This window comes from Amycolatopsis sp. VS8301801F10, assembly GCF_046195355.1.
Lineage (GTDB): Bacteria > Actinomycetota > Actinomycetes > Mycobacteriales > Pseudonocardiaceae > Amycolatopsis.
This window is the reverse complement of sequence record NZ_CP176065.1, coordinates 7734450-7751547: the sequence shown is the minus strand read 5'-3', so window position 1 is coordinate 7751547 and position 17098 is coordinate 7734450. Positions and strand designations below refer to the sequence as shown.

Annotated in this window: 16 protein-coding genes; 12 read left to right on the top strand and 4 right to left on the bottom strand. The window is 70.1% G+C overall.

Annotated features, from left to right (window positions below):
* The first annotated feature begins 15 nt into the window (after positions 1–15).
* From F9C11_RS35530 to F9C11_RS35495, 8 genes are all read left to right on the top strand, one after another.
* Positions 16–807: a TIGR03084 family metal-binding protein gene (locus F9C11_RS35530; protein ID WP_409181742.1), complete on the top strand. Its 792-nt coding sequence runs from the start codon at positions 16–18 to the stop codon at positions 805–807.
* Positions 804–2498, top strand: coding sequence for an acyclic terpene utilization AtuA family protein (locus tag F9C11_RS35525; RefSeq protein ID WP_409181741.1), 1695 nt, complete (start codon positions 804–806; stop codon positions 2496–2498). The genes F9C11_RS35530 and F9C11_RS35525 overlap by 4 nt, the downstream gene beginning before the upstream one ends.
* Positions 2495–3646 (top strand): acyl-CoA dehydrogenase family protein, encoded by a 1152-nt coding sequence (locus F9C11_RS35520; RefSeq protein ID WP_409181740.1) that lies wholly within the window; start codon positions 2495–2497, stop codon positions 3644–3646. Before F9C11_RS35525 ends, F9C11_RS35520 begins: the two co-directional genes overlap by 4 nt.
* Complete coding sequence (locus F9C11_RS35515) at positions 3643–5244, top strand: acyl-CoA carboxylase subunit beta (RefSeq protein WP_409181739.1); 1602 nt, start codon at positions 3643–3645, stop codon at positions 5242–5244. Before F9C11_RS35520 ends, F9C11_RS35515 begins: the two co-directional genes overlap by 4 nt.
* Positions 5245–5249: 5 nt before the next feature.
* The gene (locus F9C11_RS35510; RefSeq protein WP_409181738.1) at positions 5250–7202 is read left to right on the top strand and encodes an acetyl/propionyl/methylcrotonyl-CoA carboxylase subunit alpha; all 1953 of its coding nucleotides are present in this window, start codon (positions 5250–5252) and stop codon (positions 7200–7202) included.
* Positions 7199–8365, top strand: a complete 1167-nt coding sequence (locus F9C11_RS35505; RefSeq protein ID WP_409181737.1) for an acyl-CoA dehydrogenase family protein — start codon at positions 7199–7201, stop codon at positions 8363–8365. Before F9C11_RS35510 ends, F9C11_RS35505 begins: the two co-directional genes overlap by 4 nt.
* A gap of 142 nt (positions 8366–8507) precedes the next feature.
* Positions 8508–9113, top strand: a complete 606-nt coding sequence (locus tag F9C11_RS35500; RefSeq protein WP_409181736.1) for a TetR/AcrR family transcriptional regulator — start codon at positions 8508–8510, stop codon at positions 9111–9113.
* 102 nt (positions 9114–9215) lie between these two features.
* Positions 9216–9485, top strand: coding sequence for a hypothetical protein (locus F9C11_RS35495; protein ID WP_409181735.1), 270 nt, complete (start codon positions 9216–9218; stop codon positions 9483–9485).
* Positions 9486–9789: 304 nt separating this feature from the next.
* Here the strand turns inward: F9C11_RS35495 and F9C11_RS35490 are convergent, their stop codons facing one another.
* Positions 9790–10761 (bottom strand): chitinase, encoded by a 972-nt coding sequence (locus F9C11_RS35490; RefSeq protein WP_409181734.1) that lies wholly within the window; start codon positions 10759–10761, stop codon positions 9790–9792.
* Positions 10762–11088: 327 nt separating this feature from the next.
* Here F9C11_RS35490 and F9C11_RS35485 point away from each other — a divergent pair, with 327 nt between their 5' ends.
* A complete protein-coding gene (locus F9C11_RS35485; protein ID WP_409181733.1) occupies positions 11089–11742 on the top strand; it encodes an NIPSNAP family protein in 654 nt (217 codons plus the stop codon).
* Between the two features lies 1 nt (position 11743).
* On the opposite strand, the gene F9C11_RS35480 is transcribed toward F9C11_RS35485, so the two are convergent.
* Entirely contained in the window at positions 11744–12187 is a 444-nt protein-coding gene (locus F9C11_RS35480) for a nucleoside deaminase (protein WP_409181732.1), read from the bottom strand.
* Positions 12188–12266: 79 nt separating this feature from the next.
* Here F9C11_RS35480 and F9C11_RS35475 point away from each other — a divergent pair, with 79 nt between their 5' ends.
* Entirely contained in the window at positions 12267–13244 is a 978-nt protein-coding gene (locus tag F9C11_RS35475; protein WP_409181731.1) for a helix-turn-helix transcriptional regulator, read from the top strand.
* 76 nt (positions 13245–13320) lie between these two features.
* Here the strand turns inward: F9C11_RS35475 and F9C11_RS35470 are convergent, their stop codons facing one another.
* Positions 13321–13926, bottom strand: a complete 606-nt coding sequence (locus F9C11_RS35470) for a TetR/AcrR family transcriptional regulator (protein WP_409181730.1) — start codon at positions 13924–13926, stop codon at positions 13321–13323.
* A 127-nt stretch (positions 13927–14053) separates the two neighbouring features.
* Between F9C11_RS35470 and F9C11_RS35465 the strand changes: the two genes are divergently transcribed.
* Together F9C11_RS35465 and F9C11_RS35460 are read left to right on the top strand one after the other, a co-directional pair.
* On the top strand, positions 14054–14719 hold the full coding sequence (locus tag F9C11_RS35465) for an HAD family hydrolase (RefSeq protein WP_409181729.1): 666 nt from the start codon (positions 14054–14056) through the stop codon (positions 14717–14719).
* A 267-nt stretch (positions 14720–14986) separates the two neighbouring features.
* Entirely contained in the window at positions 14987–16201 is a 1215-nt protein-coding gene (locus tag F9C11_RS35460) for a PP2C family protein-serine/threonine phosphatase (protein ID WP_409181728.1), read from the top strand.
* Positions 16202–16213: 12 nt separating this feature from the next.
* Here F9C11_RS35460 and F9C11_RS35455 read toward each other — a convergent pair whose 3' ends face one another.
* Complete coding sequence (locus F9C11_RS35455) at positions 16214–16840, bottom strand: LysE family translocator (RefSeq protein ID WP_409181727.1); 627 nt, start codon at positions 16838–16840, stop codon at positions 16214–16216.
* Between the last annotated feature and the right edge of the window lie 258 nt (positions 16841–17098).

Sequence of the window (17098 nt, the reverse complement as noted above, 5' to 3'; positions counted from 1 at the left end):
CAGGGAGGCGCAGGAATGGCTGATCTCGCGGGGATCCTCCGGGATCTCGCGGCCGAATCGCAGGCGGTCGACGACCTGGTCGCCGGGTTGCCCGCCGAGGACTGGGCGCGGCCGACGCCGGCGCCGGGGTGGAGCATCGCGCATCAGGTCGCGCATCTGGCGTGGACCGACGGCAAATCGCTGATCTCCGCGAGCCGGCCGGAGGACTGGCAGTCCGAGGTCGAAAACCTGTTGAGCATCGGCGAAAACTACGTCGACCAGGGCGCCGAAGACGGGGCTCAGCTGCCCCCGGCCGAGCTGCTGGCGCAGTGGCGCGCCGGACGGGCCGCGTTGGCCGAGGCGCTCGCCGCGGTGCCGGACGGCCAGAAGCTGCCGTGGTACGGCCCGCCGATGAGCGCGGCGTCGATGGCGACCGCGCGGATGATGGAGACCTGGGCGCACGGCCAGGACATCGCCGACGCGCTCGGCGTCACGCGCGAGCCCGCCGAACGGCTGTGGCACATCGCCCGGTTCGGCACGCGGACGCGCGATTTCGCGTACAAACTGCATTCGCTCGCGCCGCCGGCCGAGGAATTCCGGGTCGAGCTGACCGCGCCCGACGGCAGTACCTGGGCGTTCGGGCCGGAGGACGCGGAGCAGCGGCTGACCGGCAGCGCGCTCGACTTCTGCCTGGTCGTGACGCAGCGGCGGCATCCGGCGGACACTGACCTGGTCGCGACGGGCGCGGACGTCGAGGAATGGCTCGGCATCGCGCAGGCGTTCGCCGGGCCGCCCGGGGCGGGGCGCGAGCCGGGGCAGTTCGCGTGAGCGCGCCGTTGCGCGTCGGGAACGCGTCCGGGTTCTACGGCGACCGGTTCTCCGCCGTGCGGGAAATGCTGACCGGCGGCCCGCTCGACGTCCTCACCGGCGACTATCTCGCCGAGCTGACCATGCTCATCCTCGGCCGCGACCGGATGAAGGACCCGGCGCGCGGCTACGCCAAGACGTTCCTCCGGCAGATGGAGGAGAATCTCGGGCTGGCGAAGGACAAGGGCGTCCGGATCGTCGCGAACGCGGGCGGGCTCAACCCGGCCGGGCTGGCCGGCGCGTTGCGCGAACTGGCCGCGAAGCTCGGTCTCGAGGTTCGCGTCGCGCACGTCGAAGGCGACGACCTGATCGCGCGCGCGGACGAGTTCGGCTTCGAGAAACCGTTGACTGCCAACGCTTATCTCGGCGCGTGGGGCATCGCGGAATGTCTGAAGGCCGGTGCGGACGTGGTGGTGACCGGGCGGGTCACGGACGCGTCGGTGATCGTCGGACCGGCGGCGGCGCACTTCGGCTGGGCTCGCGACGACTACGACGCGCTCGCCGGAGCGGTCGCGGCGGGCCACGTGATCGAATGTGGCGCGCAGGCGACCGGCGGGAACTACTCGTTCTTCCGGGAACAGCCGATCGGCGTGCCGGGCTTCCCGATCGCGGAGATCCACGCGGATGGCTCCAGCGTGATCACGAAGCATCCGGACACCGGTGGCGTGGTGAATGTCGGCACCGTTACCGCGCAGCTGCTGTATGAGATCACCGGTGCGCGGTATGCGAATCCTGATGTGACGGCGCGGTTCGACACGTTGTCGTTGTCGGACGACGGACCGGACCGGGTGCGGATCAGCGGGGTGCGCGGGGAAGCGCCGCCGCCGACGTTGAAGGTGTGCCTCAACCGGCTCGGCGGCTTCCGGAACGAGACGACGTTCGTCCTGACTGGACTGGACATCGAGGAAAAAGCCGCTCTGGTACGGGAACAGCTGGAAGGCGCGTTGGCGAAGCGTCCGCCAGCCGAGGTCCGGTGGACGCTCGCGCGCACCGATCACCCGGACGCCGACACCGAGGAACGCGCCAGCGCGCTGCTGCACGTCGCGGTGAAAGACAATGATCCGAAGATCGCCGGCCGAGCGTTCAGCGGAGCGGCGATCGAGCTGGCGCTCGCGAGCTATCCGGGATTCCACGTGACCGCGCCGCCTTCGGACGCGTCGCCGTTCGGGGTCTACTCGGCGGCCTTTGTGGACGCTGCCGCGGTTCCGCATGTCGCGGTGCTGCCGGACGGGTCCAGGGTGGACATCGCACCCGCCGCTGCGACGCTTGAGTTGTCCGAAGTGGACGAACCGGTGCTGCCGGAACCGTTGCAGCCGGGCAAGGTGCGGCGCGTACCGCTGGGTTTGGTGGCCGGTGCGCGCAGCGGCGACAAGGGCGGCAACGCGAATCTCGGCGTATGGGTGCGGTCCGAGGAAGCCTGGCGCTGGCTCGTGCACCGGCTGACCGTCGGGGAATTCCGCCGGCTGCTCCCGGAAACCGAAGGACTGCCGGTCACCCGGCATCTGCTGCCGAACCTGTGGGCGATGAACTTCGTGGTCGAGGGCATTCTCGGCGACGGCGTCGCTTCGCAGGCCAGGTTCGATCCCCAGGCGAAAGCGCTCGGCGAATGGCTGCGGGCGCGCGAACTCGACGTCCCGGAGGCTCTGCTGTGACCGTGGATCCGTTCCGCACGCCGGAACGCATCGAACTGCGCGCGACGGTGCGCCGGTTCGTGGAGAAGGACGTGCTGCCGCACCTGGACGAGTGGGAGCGAGCCGGGGAACTGCCGCGCGACCTGCATCGCAAGGCGGGACAGCTCGGTCTGCTCGGGGTCGCGTTCCCCGAATCCGCGGGCGGCGGCGACGGCAATTATCTCGACGCGCTCGTGGTCGCCGAGGAAATGCACTACGCGGGCGGTTCCGGCGGGCTGTTCGCTTCGTTGTTCACCTGCGGGATTTCGGTGCCGCACATCGTCGAGGCCGGCGATCCGGTGCAGATCGAACGCTGGGTGCGGCCGACTCTCGAAGGCGAGAAGATCGGTTCGCTCGCGGTCACCGAGCCGGACGGCGGCTCCGACGTCGCCGGAATCCGCACCACGGCGGTGCGCGAAGGCGACGAGTATGTGATCAACGGGGCCAAGACGTTCATCACCTCCGGGTGTCGCGCGGATTTCGTGACCACAGTGGTCCGAACCGGCGAGGCTGGCGCGCACGGCCTGTCGCTGATCGTGGTCGAGCGCGGGACGCCTGGGTTCACGGTGTCGCGCAAGCTGGAGAAGATGGGCTGGGCGGCTTCGGACACCGCGGAGTTGTCCTATGTAGACGTCCGGGTGCCGGCGGAGAACTTGGTCGGCGCGGAGAACAGCGGGTTCGCGCAAGTGGCGACGCAGTTCGTCACCGAACGGCTTTCGCTGGCGGTGCAAGCGTATGCGCACGCGCAACGGGCACTGGATTTGACGCTGGACTGGTGCCGGATGCGCGAGACGTTCGGGCGTCCGCTGATCTCGCGGCAGCTGGTGCAGCACAAGTTGACCGAGATGGCCTGCAAGATCGACGTCGCCCGGACGTACGCGCGGCAGGTCGCGCTCCGGCACGTCTCCGGCGAGGAAGTGATCGCCGAGGCGTGCTTCGCGAAAAACACCGCGGTGCAGACCGCCGAATGGGTTGTGAACGAGGCGGTGCAGCTGCACGGCGGGCTCGGCTACATGCGCGAGTCCGAAGTGGAACGGCACTACCGCGACGTCCGCATCCTCGGCATCGGCGGCGGCACCACCGAAATCCTGACCGGACTGGCCGCGAAGCGATTGGGATACACCGCATGACCACAATTAGGTCCACAGTGGACACCCGGGCCGCCGAGTTCGCCGCGAACCGCGAGGCGATGCTGGAGAAGCTCGCGGAGATCGACGCCGAACACGCCAAAGCGGTGGCAGGCGGCGGTGAAAAGTACGTCGAACGCCACCGCAAGCGCGGGAAACTGCTGGCGCGTGAGCGGATCGAACTCCTGCTGGACGAGGATTCGCCGTTCCTGGAGCTGTCGCCGCTGGCCGCGTGGGGCTCGGACTACAAGGTGGGCGCGAGCGTGATCACCGGGATCGGCGTCGTCGAGGGCGTCGAATGCCTGATCTCGGCCAGCGACCCGACCGTCAAGGGCGGCGCGAGCAACCCGTGGACGACGAAGAAGTCGTTCCGGGCGGCGGACATCGCGGCGCAGAACCGGCTGCCGGTGATCAATCTGGTCGAATCCGGCGGCGCGGATCTTCCGACGCAGAAGGAAATCTTCATTCCCGGCGGCCGGGTATTCCGGGATCTGACCAGGTCGTCGGCGGCGAAAATCCCGACCGTGGCGCTGGTCTTCGGCAACTCGACCGCGGGCGGCGCGTATCTGCCGGGCATGTCCGATTACGTGGTGATGGTGAAGGAACGCGCGAAGGTGTTCCTCGGCGGGCCGCCGCTGGTCAAGATGGCGACCGGCGAGGAATCCGACGACGAATCCCTCGGCGGCGCGGAAATGCACGCGCGCACGTCCGGGCTCGCCGACTACCTCGCGGTCGACGAGGAGGACGCGATCCGGCTCGGCCGCGGCATCATCAAGCGGCTCAACTGGACCAAACAGGGCCCGGCGCCCAAACCGGACTACTCCGAGCCCCTGTTCGACGCCGAAGACCTGCTCGGCATCGTGCCGACCGACCTGAAGATCCCGTTCGACCCGCGCGAGGTGATCGCGCGCGTCGTGGACGGGTCGGACTTCGACGAGTTCAAGCCGCTGTACGGGCCGAGCCTGGTCACCGGCTGGGCGAGCATTCACGGTTACCCGGTGGGGATCCTGGCCAACGCCCAAGGCGTGCTCTTCGGCGAGGAATCGCAGAAGGCCGCGCAGTTCATCCAGCTGGCCAACCAGATCGACACGCCGCTGGTGTTCCTGCACAACACGACCGGCTACATGGTCGGCAAGGAATACGAGCAGAGCGGCATCATCAAGCACGGCGCGCTGATGATCAACGCGGTGTCGAACTCGAAGGTGCCGCACCTGTCCGTCCTCATGGGAGCGTCCTACGGGGCCGGACACTATGGAATGTGCGGCCGGGCCTACGATCCGCGGTTCCTGTTCGCTTGGCCGAGCGCGAAGTCCGCGGTGATGGGGCCCGCGCAGCTGGCCGGCGTGCTGTCCATTGTGGCCCGCGCCGCGGCGGCGAGCCGGGGCCAGGAGTACAGCGAGGAGAACGACGCCGCGATGCGCGCCATGGTGGAGAACCAGATCGAGGCGGAATCGATGCCGATGTTCCTCTCCGGCATGCTTTACGACGACGGCATCATCGACCCGCGCGACACCCGCACGGTGCTCGGGCTGAGCCTGTCGGCGATCCACAACGGACCAGTGAAGGGCGTCGAAGGCGGCTTCGGCGTCTTCCGGATGTGAGGGCCATGATCCAGAATCTGCTGGTCGCCAACCGGGGCGAAATCGCCCGCCGTGTGTTCCGCAGCTGCCGGGACGCCGGAATCGGCACGGTCGCGGTGTTTTCCGACGCGGACGCTGACGCCCCGCACGCGCGGGAAGCCGATGTCGCCGTCCGGTTGCCGGGCAACGCGCCGGGCGAGACGTATCTGCGCAGCGAGTTGATCGTCAAGGCCGCGGCGGACGCCGGGGCCGACGCGATCCACCCCGGATACGGCTTCCTGTCCGAAAACGCCGGGTTCGCCCGCGCGGTGCTCGACGCCGGGCTGACCTGGGTCGGTCCGCCTCCGGCGGCGATCGAGACCATGGGCTCCAAAGTGGAGTCCAAACGGCTGATGGCCGCCGCCGGGGTTCCGGTGCTGTCCGAATTGGACCCGTCGTCGGTGACCTCGGATGATCTTCCGTTGCTGGTCAAGGCTTCCGCTGGCGGCGGCGGGCGCGGCATGCGCGTGGTCCGGTCGTTGGACGAGCTGGCCGAAGCCGTCGAGAGCGCTCGGGCGGAAGCGGGATCGGCGTTCGGCGACCCGACGGTGTTCTGCGAGCGGTACCTCGAAACCGGACGGCACATCGAGGTCCAGGTGCTCGCCGACGCGCACGGCACGGTGTGGGCGGTGGGGGAGCGGGAGTGCTCCATCCAGCGCCGGCACCAGAAGGTGGTCGAGGAAGCGCCATCGCCCTTTGTGGACGATGCGATGCGGGTCGAGCTGTTCGACGCGGCGCGCAAGGCGGCGCAGGCGATCGACTACGTCGGCGCGGGAACCGTCGAATTCCTGGCCGGGCCGGACGGCCGGTTCTATTTCCTGGAGATGAACACGCGGCTGCAGGTCGAGCATCCGGTGACGGAGAACGTCACCGGGCTGGATCTGGTGGCATTGCAGCTTTCGGTGGCCGAGGGCGCGCGGTTGCCCGCCGAACCGCCTGCCGCGCGGGGACATTCGATCGAAGTCCGGCTGTACGCGGAAGACCCGTCGGCCGGATGGCAGCCGCAGAGCGGGACGCTGCACGCCTTCGAAGTGTCCGGAGTGGACCGGGAATTCGGGCACGGGCCCGGCCTGCGCCTGGACTCCGGAGTGGAATCCGGCTCGGTGATCGGGGTGCATTACGACCCGATGCTGGCGAAGGTCATCACCTGGGCGCCCACCCGGGCGGAAGCCGCGCGTCGGCTCGCCAGTGCCTTGGCCGGCGCGAAGATCCACGGTGTGGTGACCAACCGCGACCTGCTGGTCCGGATCCTGCGTCACGAGGCTTTCCTTGCCGGGGAAACAGACACCGCGTTCTTCGACCGGCACGGGCTGGACACTTTGGCCGCTCCACTGGCCACTGTGGACACCGAACGCTGGTCTGCCTTGGCCGCGGCACTGGCTGATGCCGCGGCAAACCGGGCCAATGCCACCACCCTGGGACGGCTGCCCAGCGGGTGGCGCAACGTCCGCTCCGCCGGTCAGCGCAAGGTATTCGCCAAGGGGGACAACCGTTACGAGGTCGTCTACTCGCTTACTCGCGACGGCTTGCGTGCCGAGGGCTACGACGACGTCACCTTGGTCTCCGCTGCGCCAAATCAGGTGGTCCTCGACATCGCCGGAGTGCGCCGGACTTTCGCGGTCGCCCGGTACGACTCCGTGTCCTATGTGGACTCACCACTGGGTTCGGTGGCGCTGACCGCCGAGCCGCGGTTCGCCGATCCCGATTCGGCACTGGCCGCGGGGTCGCTGCTCGCGCCGATGCCAGGCACGGTCGTGCGGCTCGCGGTGTCCGAAGGGGACAGTGTGCGGGCGGGCGATCCGTTGCTGTGGCTGGAAGCGATGAAGATGGAACACCGGATCTCGGCCCCGGCGGACGGCGTGGTCGCCGAACTGCCGGTCGAGGTCGGGCAACAGGTCGAGGTAGGCGCGGTGCTGGCTGTGGTGGGAGAGACCGAATGAACGCGATGAACTTCGTCGAGCCCGAGGAGCGGGTGGCGCTGCGGAAGGCCGCGGCCGACCTGGCGGGCAAATACGGGCACGAGTATTACGCGAAGAAAGCCCGCGCGGGCGAGAAGACCGAGGAGCTGTGGAACGAAGCCGGACGGCTCGGCTACCTCGGTGTGAACCTGCCGGAGGAATACGGCGGCGGGGGAGCGGGGATCGCGGATCTCGCCGCGGTGCTGGAAGAATTCGCGGCCGCGGGTTCGCCGCTGCTGCTGATGGTGGTGTCGCCGGCGATCGTCGGGACGGTGCTGTCGCGCTTCGGCACGCCGGACCAGAAGAAGCAGTGGCTGCCCGGAATGGCGGACGGCAGCAAGAAAATCGTCTTCGCGATCACCGAACCGGACGCCGGTTCCAACTCGCATCGCATCACGACGACCGCCCGCCGCGACGCGGGCGACTGGGTGCTGTCCGGGCGCAAGGTGTTCATCTCGGGCGTCGACGAGGCGGACGCGGTGCTCGTCGTCGGGCGCACCGAGGACGCGAAGACCGGCCGGTTGAAGCCGGCGCTGTTCGTGGTGCCGACGGACACGCCCGGGTTCGAGTTCACGAAGATCGACATGGACATCGTCGCGCCGGAAAACCAGTTCTCCCTGTTCCTGGACGACGTGCGGCTGCCCGCGGAAGCCTTGGTGGGCGAGGAGGACGCGGCGATCGCGCAGCTGTTCGCGGGCCTGAACCCGGAACGGATCATGGGCGCGGCGTTCTCGCTGGGCACCGCCCGGTACGCGCTGGACAAGGCGGTCGGCTACGCCGGCGAACGGCAGGTGTGGGGCGCGCCGATCGGGTCGCACCAGGGACTCGCGCATCCGCTCGCGCAGGTGAAAATCGAGCTTGAGCTGGCGAAACTGATGACGCAGAAGGCAGCGTCGCTGTACGACGCGGGCGACGATTTCGCCTCGGGAGAGTCCGCGAACATGGCGAAGTACGCGGCGGCCGAGGTCGCGATCCGCGCGGTGGACCAGGCAGTGCAGACCCACGGCGGAAACGGCTTGGCGACCGAGTACGGCCTGGGAAGCCTGGTAACGGCGGTGCGACTGGGCCGGATCGCGCCGGTGAGCCGGGAGATGGTGCTGAATTTCGTGGGGCAGCACAGCCTTGGGCTGCCGAAATCGTACTGAGCAGTGGTGAAGTCATGAGGAGCGTCGGGGATCGGGCACCTGGCCGCGGGCCGCGGCCGGGGTCCGTGAGGGAATCAGAGTCCCCCAGGGGTCCCCTCGCGGACTTTCGCGGGAGCGGGATGGCTCGGGCAGGTGTCGCCTGATGCTCCGCGAACCGCAGCAAGAACGCAGTCGCACCACGCGGCGGCGGTTGATCGAGGCCGCGATGGACTGTATTGGCGAGCGGGGGTGGCACGGGGTGACCGTCGCGGTCATCGCGGAGCGGGCCGGGGTTTCGCGGGGAGCCGCGCAGCACCACTTTCCGACCCGGGAGGCGCTGGTCGCCGCGGCTGTCGAGTTGCTGGGCGAGGCTCAGCTGGACGAACTGCGCACGCGCGCGGCCGGGTCGCCGGGCGGGGCGTCGCGGATCGAGTGGGTCGTCGAGATGTTGCTGACGCTCTACACCGGGCCGATGTTCCGCGCGGCGCTGCAGCTGTGGGCGGTCGCGTCGACGGACGACCAGCTGCGCGAGGTGCTCGTGCCGCTGGAGGCGCGAGTCGGCCGGGAGGCGCACCGGGTCGCGGTCGAACTGCTCGGAGTCGACGAAACGCGGCCGGGAGTGCGGGAGCTGGTCCAGGCCACTCTCGACCTCGGGCGCGGGCTCGGCCTCGCCAACCTGCTCACCGACGACACGCGCCGCCGCGAGCAGATCGTGCGGGAGTGGGCGCGGACGCTCGAATCTCGCCTGGCGGGAACCCAACAGGTCTAGGCATCGTCACATTCCCGAACCGCTACAGTGTGGCTGTTAACACATTCGGCCCAATGGGCGATAACGTTGAGTAAGTAGCTCACGAGGAAGAAGGCGATCCCGGTGTCCGGTGCAGAAGGGGTGACCGTCGAGCTGACCCATCGCGCGATGGCCATGCTCAAGGCGGTCGCGCAACAGCGCGCGGAGATGTCGACCAGCTGCGAACCCGACTTGTTCGTCGACGGTTTCGCTTGCTGCGACCAGATGACCGCACACGCACTCGCCAAGGGCGGCTACGTCCGCCCGGGCACGGGAGTCACCTCGTCCGGCCGGGTGCCCGCCGAACTGACCGAGGCCGGGGCAGCCGCACTGTCGGTGGCCGCCGCTGCCTGATCTTCACTCGTTTGGCCGCGTCCGTGCGCGGTGTGTGACGAATGGCGGGACGGGGACCTTCCGGGCGGGAAGGTCCCCGTCGCCGCGTCTCGGGGCCGCGAGGTGGTTCAGTCCACGCGGCCGCTGCTTCGCTGAGGCTTCGGTTCGCGCAGCCGAACCGCTGCCGCGCCCGTTTGGATGACCTGGACCGCCGTTGACTCGGCCCAATCGCTGCCAGCTCAGGCTGGGGCGGTGGTGCAGTGGGCGGCTCGGCGCGGATGAGCCGGACCGCTGCCGACTCCGCCGAGGTCGCCAAGCTGCCGGGTCAGCCGTTGTACCCGGCCACCACCTTCGTGAACGCGTAGTTCTCCTGGTCGATCCCGCTGCACCCGCCGCAATCCCGGTTCGTCGCCCAGAACGTCACGCGGCCCAGGTGGTGCTCCGCCGCCCAGTCGCGGATCGCGGTGAAGTCCGCGACCGAGACGACTTCGCCTGCCCGGTCGGTCTTGCCGTTCATCGACGACAGGCCTGCCCGGTGGTAGGCGGTGGCGTCGTCCCAGCCGAACGTCGACTTCAGTTCGCTGACCAGGCCGTCGACCGCGGATTTCGTCATCGCGACCATGTCGCCGCCGTCGGAGAAGTCGAACGGCATCAGCGACCAGACGTCGACGTCCGCGCCCAGTGCCTTCGCCTGCGAGATCAGCCGCTTGCCCCAGTCGTTCGGGCCCTGCGGCGTGGTTCCCATGGTGATCACGACGCGCACGCCAGGGTTCTTCTCCTTGACGAGCTTGACCGCGCCGAGGATCCGGTCCTGCACCGCCTCGTTCTCGAACTCGTCGGTGTTTTCGATGTCGAGGTCGATCGCCTTGAGGTCGTAGGCGTCGATCACCTGCTGGTACGCGCCCGCCAGTTCCTCCGGCGACCCGCAGTTCGGGCCCAGCTTGTTGCCTGACCAGCCGCCGAAGGACGGGATCACGTCGCCGCCCGCGGAGCGGATCTTCTGGATCATCGCGGCGTCGGCGCCGTCGAGCGGGCGGTTGCCGTCCCACGCGGGAGCGCAGCCGCCGCCGGAGAGCATGAACGCGAGGGTGAACGCGCTGACGCCGGTCGCGTCCATCGCGGCGGACGGATCGCTCTGGCCGCCCCATTGGTACAGGTACGGGGCCGCGAGAACGGGGTCCGCGGCGGCCGAGGCGGTGCCGGTCGCGGTGGACAGCGCGGCGCCCGCGGCGAGCGCCAGTACGCCGATCCGTCCGGCGAGCTTCCGGCGGGAACTGGTGCGGCGCAAGGATTTCATGGGTCCTCCAACGGGGGAAACGCGCACCCGGCGGCACGCGTCATCGGAGCACCTGGCGAAGCCGGACGTGGCGGCGGCGCCCCGCAGGCACTCGGGGGAGTGTGTGCGCAGTCACAATGGACTAGACCATTGAGAAGTGTCAAGACGGGGACGGGGGTGGAAAAAACCTCACCGAGGGCGCCGAGGTCGCCGGGAGGTTCCGGGGTGTCGGTGAGCGGGACGATCGGGAAGCCGGGCGGGGACGGAAGGGCACCCGAAACCGCTCGGCAAGCGCGGTCGCGGCGTTGTGCCACGCTGGAGGAGAAGCGAGAGCGAACGGGGAGCGGCATGACCGAACCGGTCCGGATCAGCGGGGCCGACGTCGCCCCGGAGCAGCAGGCCGTCCGGTATGAGCTGGCGATTCTGTCCTTCCGGCTGCTCGACGGGCCGAAAGCGGGCGAAGGCGTGCTGCCGTGGGTCGAGGGGCACGGCGAGCTGCTCGGGTGCTGGCAGACGGAGAACGGTCCGCTCGGCAGGCTGGTCGTGCTGCGCGGATTCGAGAATCAGCGAGCGCTGGACGAGGAACGGCTGCGCGCCCGGCACAGCCGCAAGCCGTTCGGCGGCGACTGGCTGACCGATCTGTCCCTGCGGAGTTTCGCGCCGTTCCCGTTCGTCCCGCCGGTGCGGCCGGGGAAGTACGGCTCGGTGTACGAAATCCGCGACTACCACCTGCGGCCGGGCGGGCTGACCGCGACGATCGACGGCTGGCGCGAAGCGTTGCCCGCGCGGCATCTGGTCGATCCGCTGACCGTGGTGATGTACGCGCTCGACGGCCCGGACCGGATCGTCCAGATCTGGCCGTTCGCGAGCCTCGACGAACGGCTCGCGATCCGCCGCGACCTCTACGCGAAGGGGAGGTGGCCGCCGCCGGGCGCGCCGGAGGAGATCCTCGACGCGGACTCGATCATCGCGTTGCCGACGGAGTTCTCGCCGCTGGCGTGAGTCAGGCCGGCTCGCCGATGTCCTCGAACCACAGCGCGGGCTCCCGTTCGATGAACTCCGTCATCAGGGCGACGCACGCCGGGTCGTCGAGAAGATCGACGCGAACGCCGTGTTCGGCCAGCCAGCCGTGGCCGCCGGTGAACGTGCGCGATTCGCCGATCACCACGTGCGGGATGCCGAATTGCCGGACCAGGCCGCTGCAATACCAGCACGGCGACAGTGTGGTGACCATGATCGTGTCGCGGTAGTGCGGGCGGCGGCCGGCGGCGCGGAACGCGGCGGTTTCGGCGTGCAGGGACGGGTCGCCGTCCTGGACGCGGCGGTTGTGGCCGCGGCCGAGGAGCTTGCCGTCGCGGTCGAACAGGGCCGCGCCGATCGGCACGCCGCCCTCGGCTTTTCCGGCTTCCGCCTCTTCGCGGGCGACAGCGAGCAGGTCGTCGAGCATGAGTCACTTTCGCACGGCGCGGGAACGCGCTGCCGATCGAGGACCGAAGCTGTCCGCGAAGCGTGGCAGAGTGCTCGGCATGTACGGAACCTCCGAACGCCTGTTGCGCCTGCTCTCGCTGCTGCAGGCGCGCCGCGATTGGCCTGGTCCGGACCTCGCGGGCCGGTTGGGCGTCGATGTCCGCACGATCCGCCGCGACGTCGAACGGCTGCGGCAGCTCGGCTATCCGGTGCACGCGACGCCGGGGGTCGCGGGCGGGTACCGGCTGGGCTCCGGTGCGGCACTGCCGCCGTTGCTGCTGGACGACGACGAGGCGGTCGCGGTGGCGGTCGGGCTGCGGACCGCGGCGAACGGCACCGTGTCGGGCATCGAGGAGACGTCCGTGCGGGCGTTGGCGAAGCTCGAACAGGTGCTGCCCGCCCGGCTGCGGCACCGGGTCCGGGCGATGGACTCGGCGCTGGTCCGGATGCCGGGGCGCGGCCCGGCGATCGACGCGGAACTGCTGACCGTGGTCGCGGCGGCCTGCCGGGACCACGAACGGCTGCGGTTCACCTACGGCGCCCACGCGGGCGAAGTGACCGAACGCGACGTCGAGCCGCTGCGGCTCGTGCACACCGGCTGGCGCTGGTATCTCGTCGCGTGGGACCTCGGCCGCGGCGACTGGCGCACCTTCCGGCTGGACCGCATCGACGGTCTCCCGGTGCCCAGTTTCCGTTTCACGCCAAGGGAACCGCCGGCCGAGGACCTCGCCGCCTACGTGTCCAGCCGGATCGCGACCGCGCCGTATCCGCACGTGGTGACGCTGCGGGTGTCGGCTCCGGCGGAGGTGCTGGCGACGCGGGTTTCGCCGACTGCCGCGGTGGTCGAGCCGATCGACGACGAGACCTGCCGGCTGCGCACCGGTGCGAAAACCTTCGACTACCTTCCGTTTTACCTCGCGCAGTGGGAATTCGACTTCGTGGTGGAGGACGCGCCGCCGGAATTGCTGGAACGCCTCGGACAGATCGCGGCTCGCTTCGCGCGGGCGGCGTCAGCCCGGAACTCCGGCGGCGGCTGACCACGCTTCGGGAAACCGGCTCGTGTGATCGTTGCCGCGGGCGAGACGCACGCCCCTGCGCGGCAAACTGGCGTTTCTAGCCCGCGCCAAGCATGCGCAGGACCAGTTCGCCGTACTCCTTGCCGAGTTCGGCAGGCGTCTGCCGGGTCCGTTCGCTGTACCAGCGCGCGACGTCGACGCCCAGCGACAGCACCGCCCGCGCCGCGATCCCGACGTCGCCGACGGTGAACGCGCCCGACTCGACTCCTTCCGAGATCACCTCGCGCACGCGCTGCTCGATCTTCCGGCGAAGCTGCGCGACGACCTGGTATTCCTTCTCCGGCAACGCGTTCAGCTCGTACTGCACGACCCGCGCCACCGTGTGCCGCCGCGCGTGCCAGGCGACGAAATCCTCGACCAGCAGCCGCATCCGCTCCACCGGGCCCGTCACGCGCCCGAGGACGTCCTCGACGAGGGCGAGCGTCTGTTCGTGGCCGTTGCGGCTGATCGCGAAAAGCAGCGCGGCTTTCGAGGGAAAATGCACGTACAGCGCGGCCGGGCTCATCCCCGCCGCGCTGGCGATGTCCCGCGTGGTGGTGGCGTGGTAGCCGCGCTCGGCGAACGACTCCACCCCGGCGAGCATCAGCCGGCGCGCGGTCTCGGGCTGCACATCGGGCCACAGGTCGGCCGAGAGCGTGGTCATCGGGCGATCCTCCTCCAGTCCCGCGCCGGCCGGCGAGTCCGCCCGTCGTCTGCTGAGTGTAAGCGCTCGCTCAGTGCCGCCGCTGGCGAGAGAGATTAGCCGCCGCGACGGTGGGTAACCAGGAGGTGTGACTGTTTCCCCCATCGCCGTCCTCGACATCGACGGGACGCTCATCGATTCCAACTACCACCACGCTCTCGCCTGGTACCGGGCGCTGCGGTCGGTGGACGCGGTGTACCCCGTCTGGCGGCTGCACCGGCTGATCGGGATGGGCGGGGACCAGCTCGTCGCCGCGGTCGGAGGGGAGGAGCTGGAGCGCCGGGCGGGCGAGCGGGCCCGGGAGCGGCAGGGCAAGGAGGTCGACGCGCTGCTCGAGGAGATGGCTCCGTTGCCGGGCGCGCGCGATCTGCTCGTGGCGATCAAGGAGCGCGGCCACCGGCTGGTGCTGGCCAGTTCGGCTCAGCAGCGGCACGCGGAGGTCTTCCTCGACAAGCTCGATGCCCGCGACCTCGCCGACGAGTGGACTACCAGCGCCGACGTCGACGCCTCCAAACCGGCCCCGGACCTGCTCCAGGCGGCGCTGAAGAAGCTGGGCGCCCCGTCCGACGCGCCGGCCGTGATGGTCGGCGACTCGGTGTGGGATGTCGAGGCGGCGAAAAGGGCCGGGATGCCCGCGATCGTGGTCCGCTCCGGGGGATTCGGCGACGACGAACTCCGGGAGGCTGGCGCCGTCGCGCTTTACGACACGCCGGGGGATCTCGCGAAGGCTCTGGACGAGACCCCGCTTGCCTGAGCGAAGGGGGCCAAGCGCTTGCCCCGGACCGGCTTTCAGCTGCGCGAACGAAGCTGGCGTTCGCGCGGGTTCGTTTTCGCCGCATCCGGTTTCCGCGTGGCACAGTGAGGGATGGCCCACACGCGCGGGGGCCGGTTGGACATTCGGGCCGACACAGCGAAAGCTGGGGGCTTCTGACCTGGATTCTGCCGCCGTGCGGGGACTGCCGAAGGCTCGCCCGGCGGTCTCTGCGCCTGCCGGATCCGGGCGTGCGTCCAGGAAAGGCCCATGACACCAGACATCACCCCGCGGGAATCCGGGGCGCTGCGCGACCTCGGCGGCGCTGAACTCGGGCACCTCGGCCTCGAGGACCTGCTGGACGCCAGCCTGAAGCAGGTGTGCGACATCCTTGCGGTCGACACCGCCACGGTGCTGCGGCACCAGCCGGGCAGCAACCAGCTTTCCGCGGTCGCCGCGGTCGGGCTGGAGGAAGAGGTCTACCAGGGCGTCCGGGTCCCGGTCGGGTCCGGGTTCGCCGGGCGGGTCGCCGCGCTGCGCGAACCGGTCGTGATCGACCACGTCGACCGCGGCACGGTCGTGAATCCGCTGCTCTGGGAACGCGGGCTGCACACCATGCTCGGCGTGCCGATGCTGGCCGGATCGAGCCTCGTGGGGGTCTTGCACGTCGGCTGTGTCCAGCCCCGGCAGTTCTCCGCCGCCGAGGTCGAGACGTTGCGGCGGCTGGCCGGTCAGCTCGCGGTCGCGGTGCAGGTCGAGATCTTCCGCGAAGACCGGACGGCGGCGATGGCGCTGCAGCGCAGCCTGCTGCCGGGCCGGCTGCCGGAAGTTCCGGGGCTCGAGTTCGCCGCCCGGTACGTGCCGGGCGCGTCGAGCGGCCTCGGCGGCGACTGGTACGACCTGTTCCGGTTGCCCGGCGGCCGGCTCGGGATCGTGATGGGGGACGTGGCCGGGCACGGGCTGGACGCCGCGGTGATCATGGGCCGGCTCCGCAGTGCGCTGCGCGCCTACGCTCTCGACTGCGAGGACCCGGCGGAAGTCCTCGCGAAGCTCGACCGCAAAGCCGTCCACTTCGAACACGGCGTGATGGCGACGGTCGCCTACGCCGTCCTCGACGAAAACCAGCGCCGCCTGACGATTTCCCTGGCCGGCCACCTGCCTCCGGTGCTCGTCTCGTCCGGACAGCCCGCGGAACTGCTGCAGGCGCCGGCGGACCCGCCCGTCGGCTTGGGGCTGACCTCGGCCGCGCGACGCGTCACCACGGTGGACCTGGCGCCGGACTCGGTGCTGGCGTTCTGCACCGACGGTCTCGTGGAACGGCGGGACCAGCTCGTCGACACCGGCCTCGCCCGGCTGGCCGGCTTGCTGCGCGTCGAGGACCCGGATCAGCTGTGCAGCCGGATCATGAGCGCGCTCATCGGCAACCGGCCCGCGGCGGACGACATCGCGTTGCTGGTGATCAAGCGGGTTATTGCCGACCGATAGCCGAGGACGGATTCACGCGGCGGGGCGCTCGAGGGCGAGGCCGACGCCGAACGCCGCCAGGATCGCGCCGCCGGCCCGGAGGATCGCGCGGGTCGCCCGTGCGTTGCGCAGCAGCTTCGCGGCGGAGCTGAAGACCAGGGCGTAGCCGGTCAGGGACAGGAAGCCGATCACCGCGAACGCCGACCCGAGCACCAGGGTGTCGGCGGGGTGCGCGCCCTGGTGGAGGAACTGGGGGATGACGCTGGTGAAGACGATGACGGTCTTGGGGTTGGACAGGTCGCTGAGGAGCCCCTCCCGGAACGCGCGCCACCCGCCGCGCGGCCGGCCAGTGCTCAACGCCGCGACGTCGGGTCCGGCCGCCGCGCGGGTCACCAGGAGTTTGGCGCCGAGGAAGATCAGGTAGGCGGCGCCGAGGTAGCGGACCACGTCGAACGCCACCTGCGAAGACACCAGCAGCGCGGTCAGGCCGGCGACCGACGCGCCCGCCCACACCAGGTCGGCGGCGAGCACTCCGAGCGCGGTCAGCAGAGCCGGCCCGCGACCGCGGGCGACCGCGCTCTTGAGGACGAGCATGACCGCGGGGCCGGGGATGAGGACCAGGAGCACGGACAGGGCCGAGAAAGCCACAATCGACGACATGGGCTCATTATCCCCGGCTGGCGGTGGGGGGAGGCGCGGTTCGGCGGCGGGAGGGTCGCTGGGATGGCTCCGTTGGCGGGGGCTTTGCCGCCTCTTCCGGCGGTGGGGAAGCTGAGGTCCTTGCTGGCCGGTTCGGCTGCTTGGGCCCGGGATGTGCGGCCTTGGGCTGGGCTTGTGCGGCCGCCGGACTCTTGCGGTGGCTCTCGTCGGAGGCCTGTTCGTCTGAGTGGGGTCGCTGGGGATGGGCTTGGGTGTGGA

Excerpts from the sequence above, each read along its gene's own strand:
- F9C11_RS35485 (WP_409181733.1), top strand. The coding sequence starts at position 11,089 with ATGACCGAACCGGTCCGGATCAGCGGGGCCGACGTCGCCCCGGAGCAG.
- F9C11_RS35460 (WP_409181728.1), top strand. The coding sequence starts at position 14,987 with ATGACACCAGACATCACCCCGCGGGAATCCGGGGCGCTGCGCGACCTC.
- F9C11_RS35530 (WP_409181742.1), top strand. The coding sequence starts at position 16 with ATGGCTGATCTCGCGGGGATCCTCCGGGATCTCGCGGCCGAATCGCAG.
- F9C11_RS35510 (WP_409181738.1), top strand. The coding sequence starts at position 5,250 with ATGATCCAGAATCTGCTGGTCGCCAACCGGGGCGAAATCGCCCGCCGT.
- F9C11_RS35500 (WP_409181736.1), top strand. The coding sequence starts at position 8,508 with ATGCTCCGCGAACCGCAGCAAGAACGCAGTCGCACCACGCGGCGGCGG.
- F9C11_RS35515 (WP_409181739.1), top strand. The coding sequence starts at position 3,643 with ATGACCACAATTAGGTCCACAGTGGACACCCGGGCCGCCGAGTTCGCC.
- F9C11_RS35505 (WP_409181737.1), top strand. The coding sequence starts at position 7,199 with ATGAACGCGATGAACTTCGTCGAGCCCGAGGAGCGGGTGGCGCTGCGG.
- F9C11_RS35475 (WP_409181731.1), top strand. The coding sequence starts at position 12,267 with ATGTACGGAACCTCCGAACGCCTGTTGCGCCTGCTCTCGCTGCTGCAG.
- F9C11_RS35490 (WP_409181734.1), bottom strand. The coding sequence starts at position 10,761 with ATGAAATCCTTGCGCCGCACCAGTTCCCGCCGGAAGCTCGCCGGACGG.
- F9C11_RS35455 (WP_409181727.1), bottom strand. The coding sequence starts at position 16,840 with ATGTCGTCGATTGTGGCTTTCTCGGCCCTGTCCGTGCTCCTGGTCCTC.
- F9C11_RS35470 (WP_409181730.1), bottom strand. The coding sequence starts at position 13,926 with ATGACCACGCTCTCGGCCGACCTGTGGCCCGATGTGCAGCCCGAGACC.
- F9C11_RS35480 (WP_409181732.1), bottom strand. The coding sequence starts at position 12,187 with ATGCTCGACGACCTGCTCGCTGTCGCCCGCGAAGAGGCGGAAGCCGGA.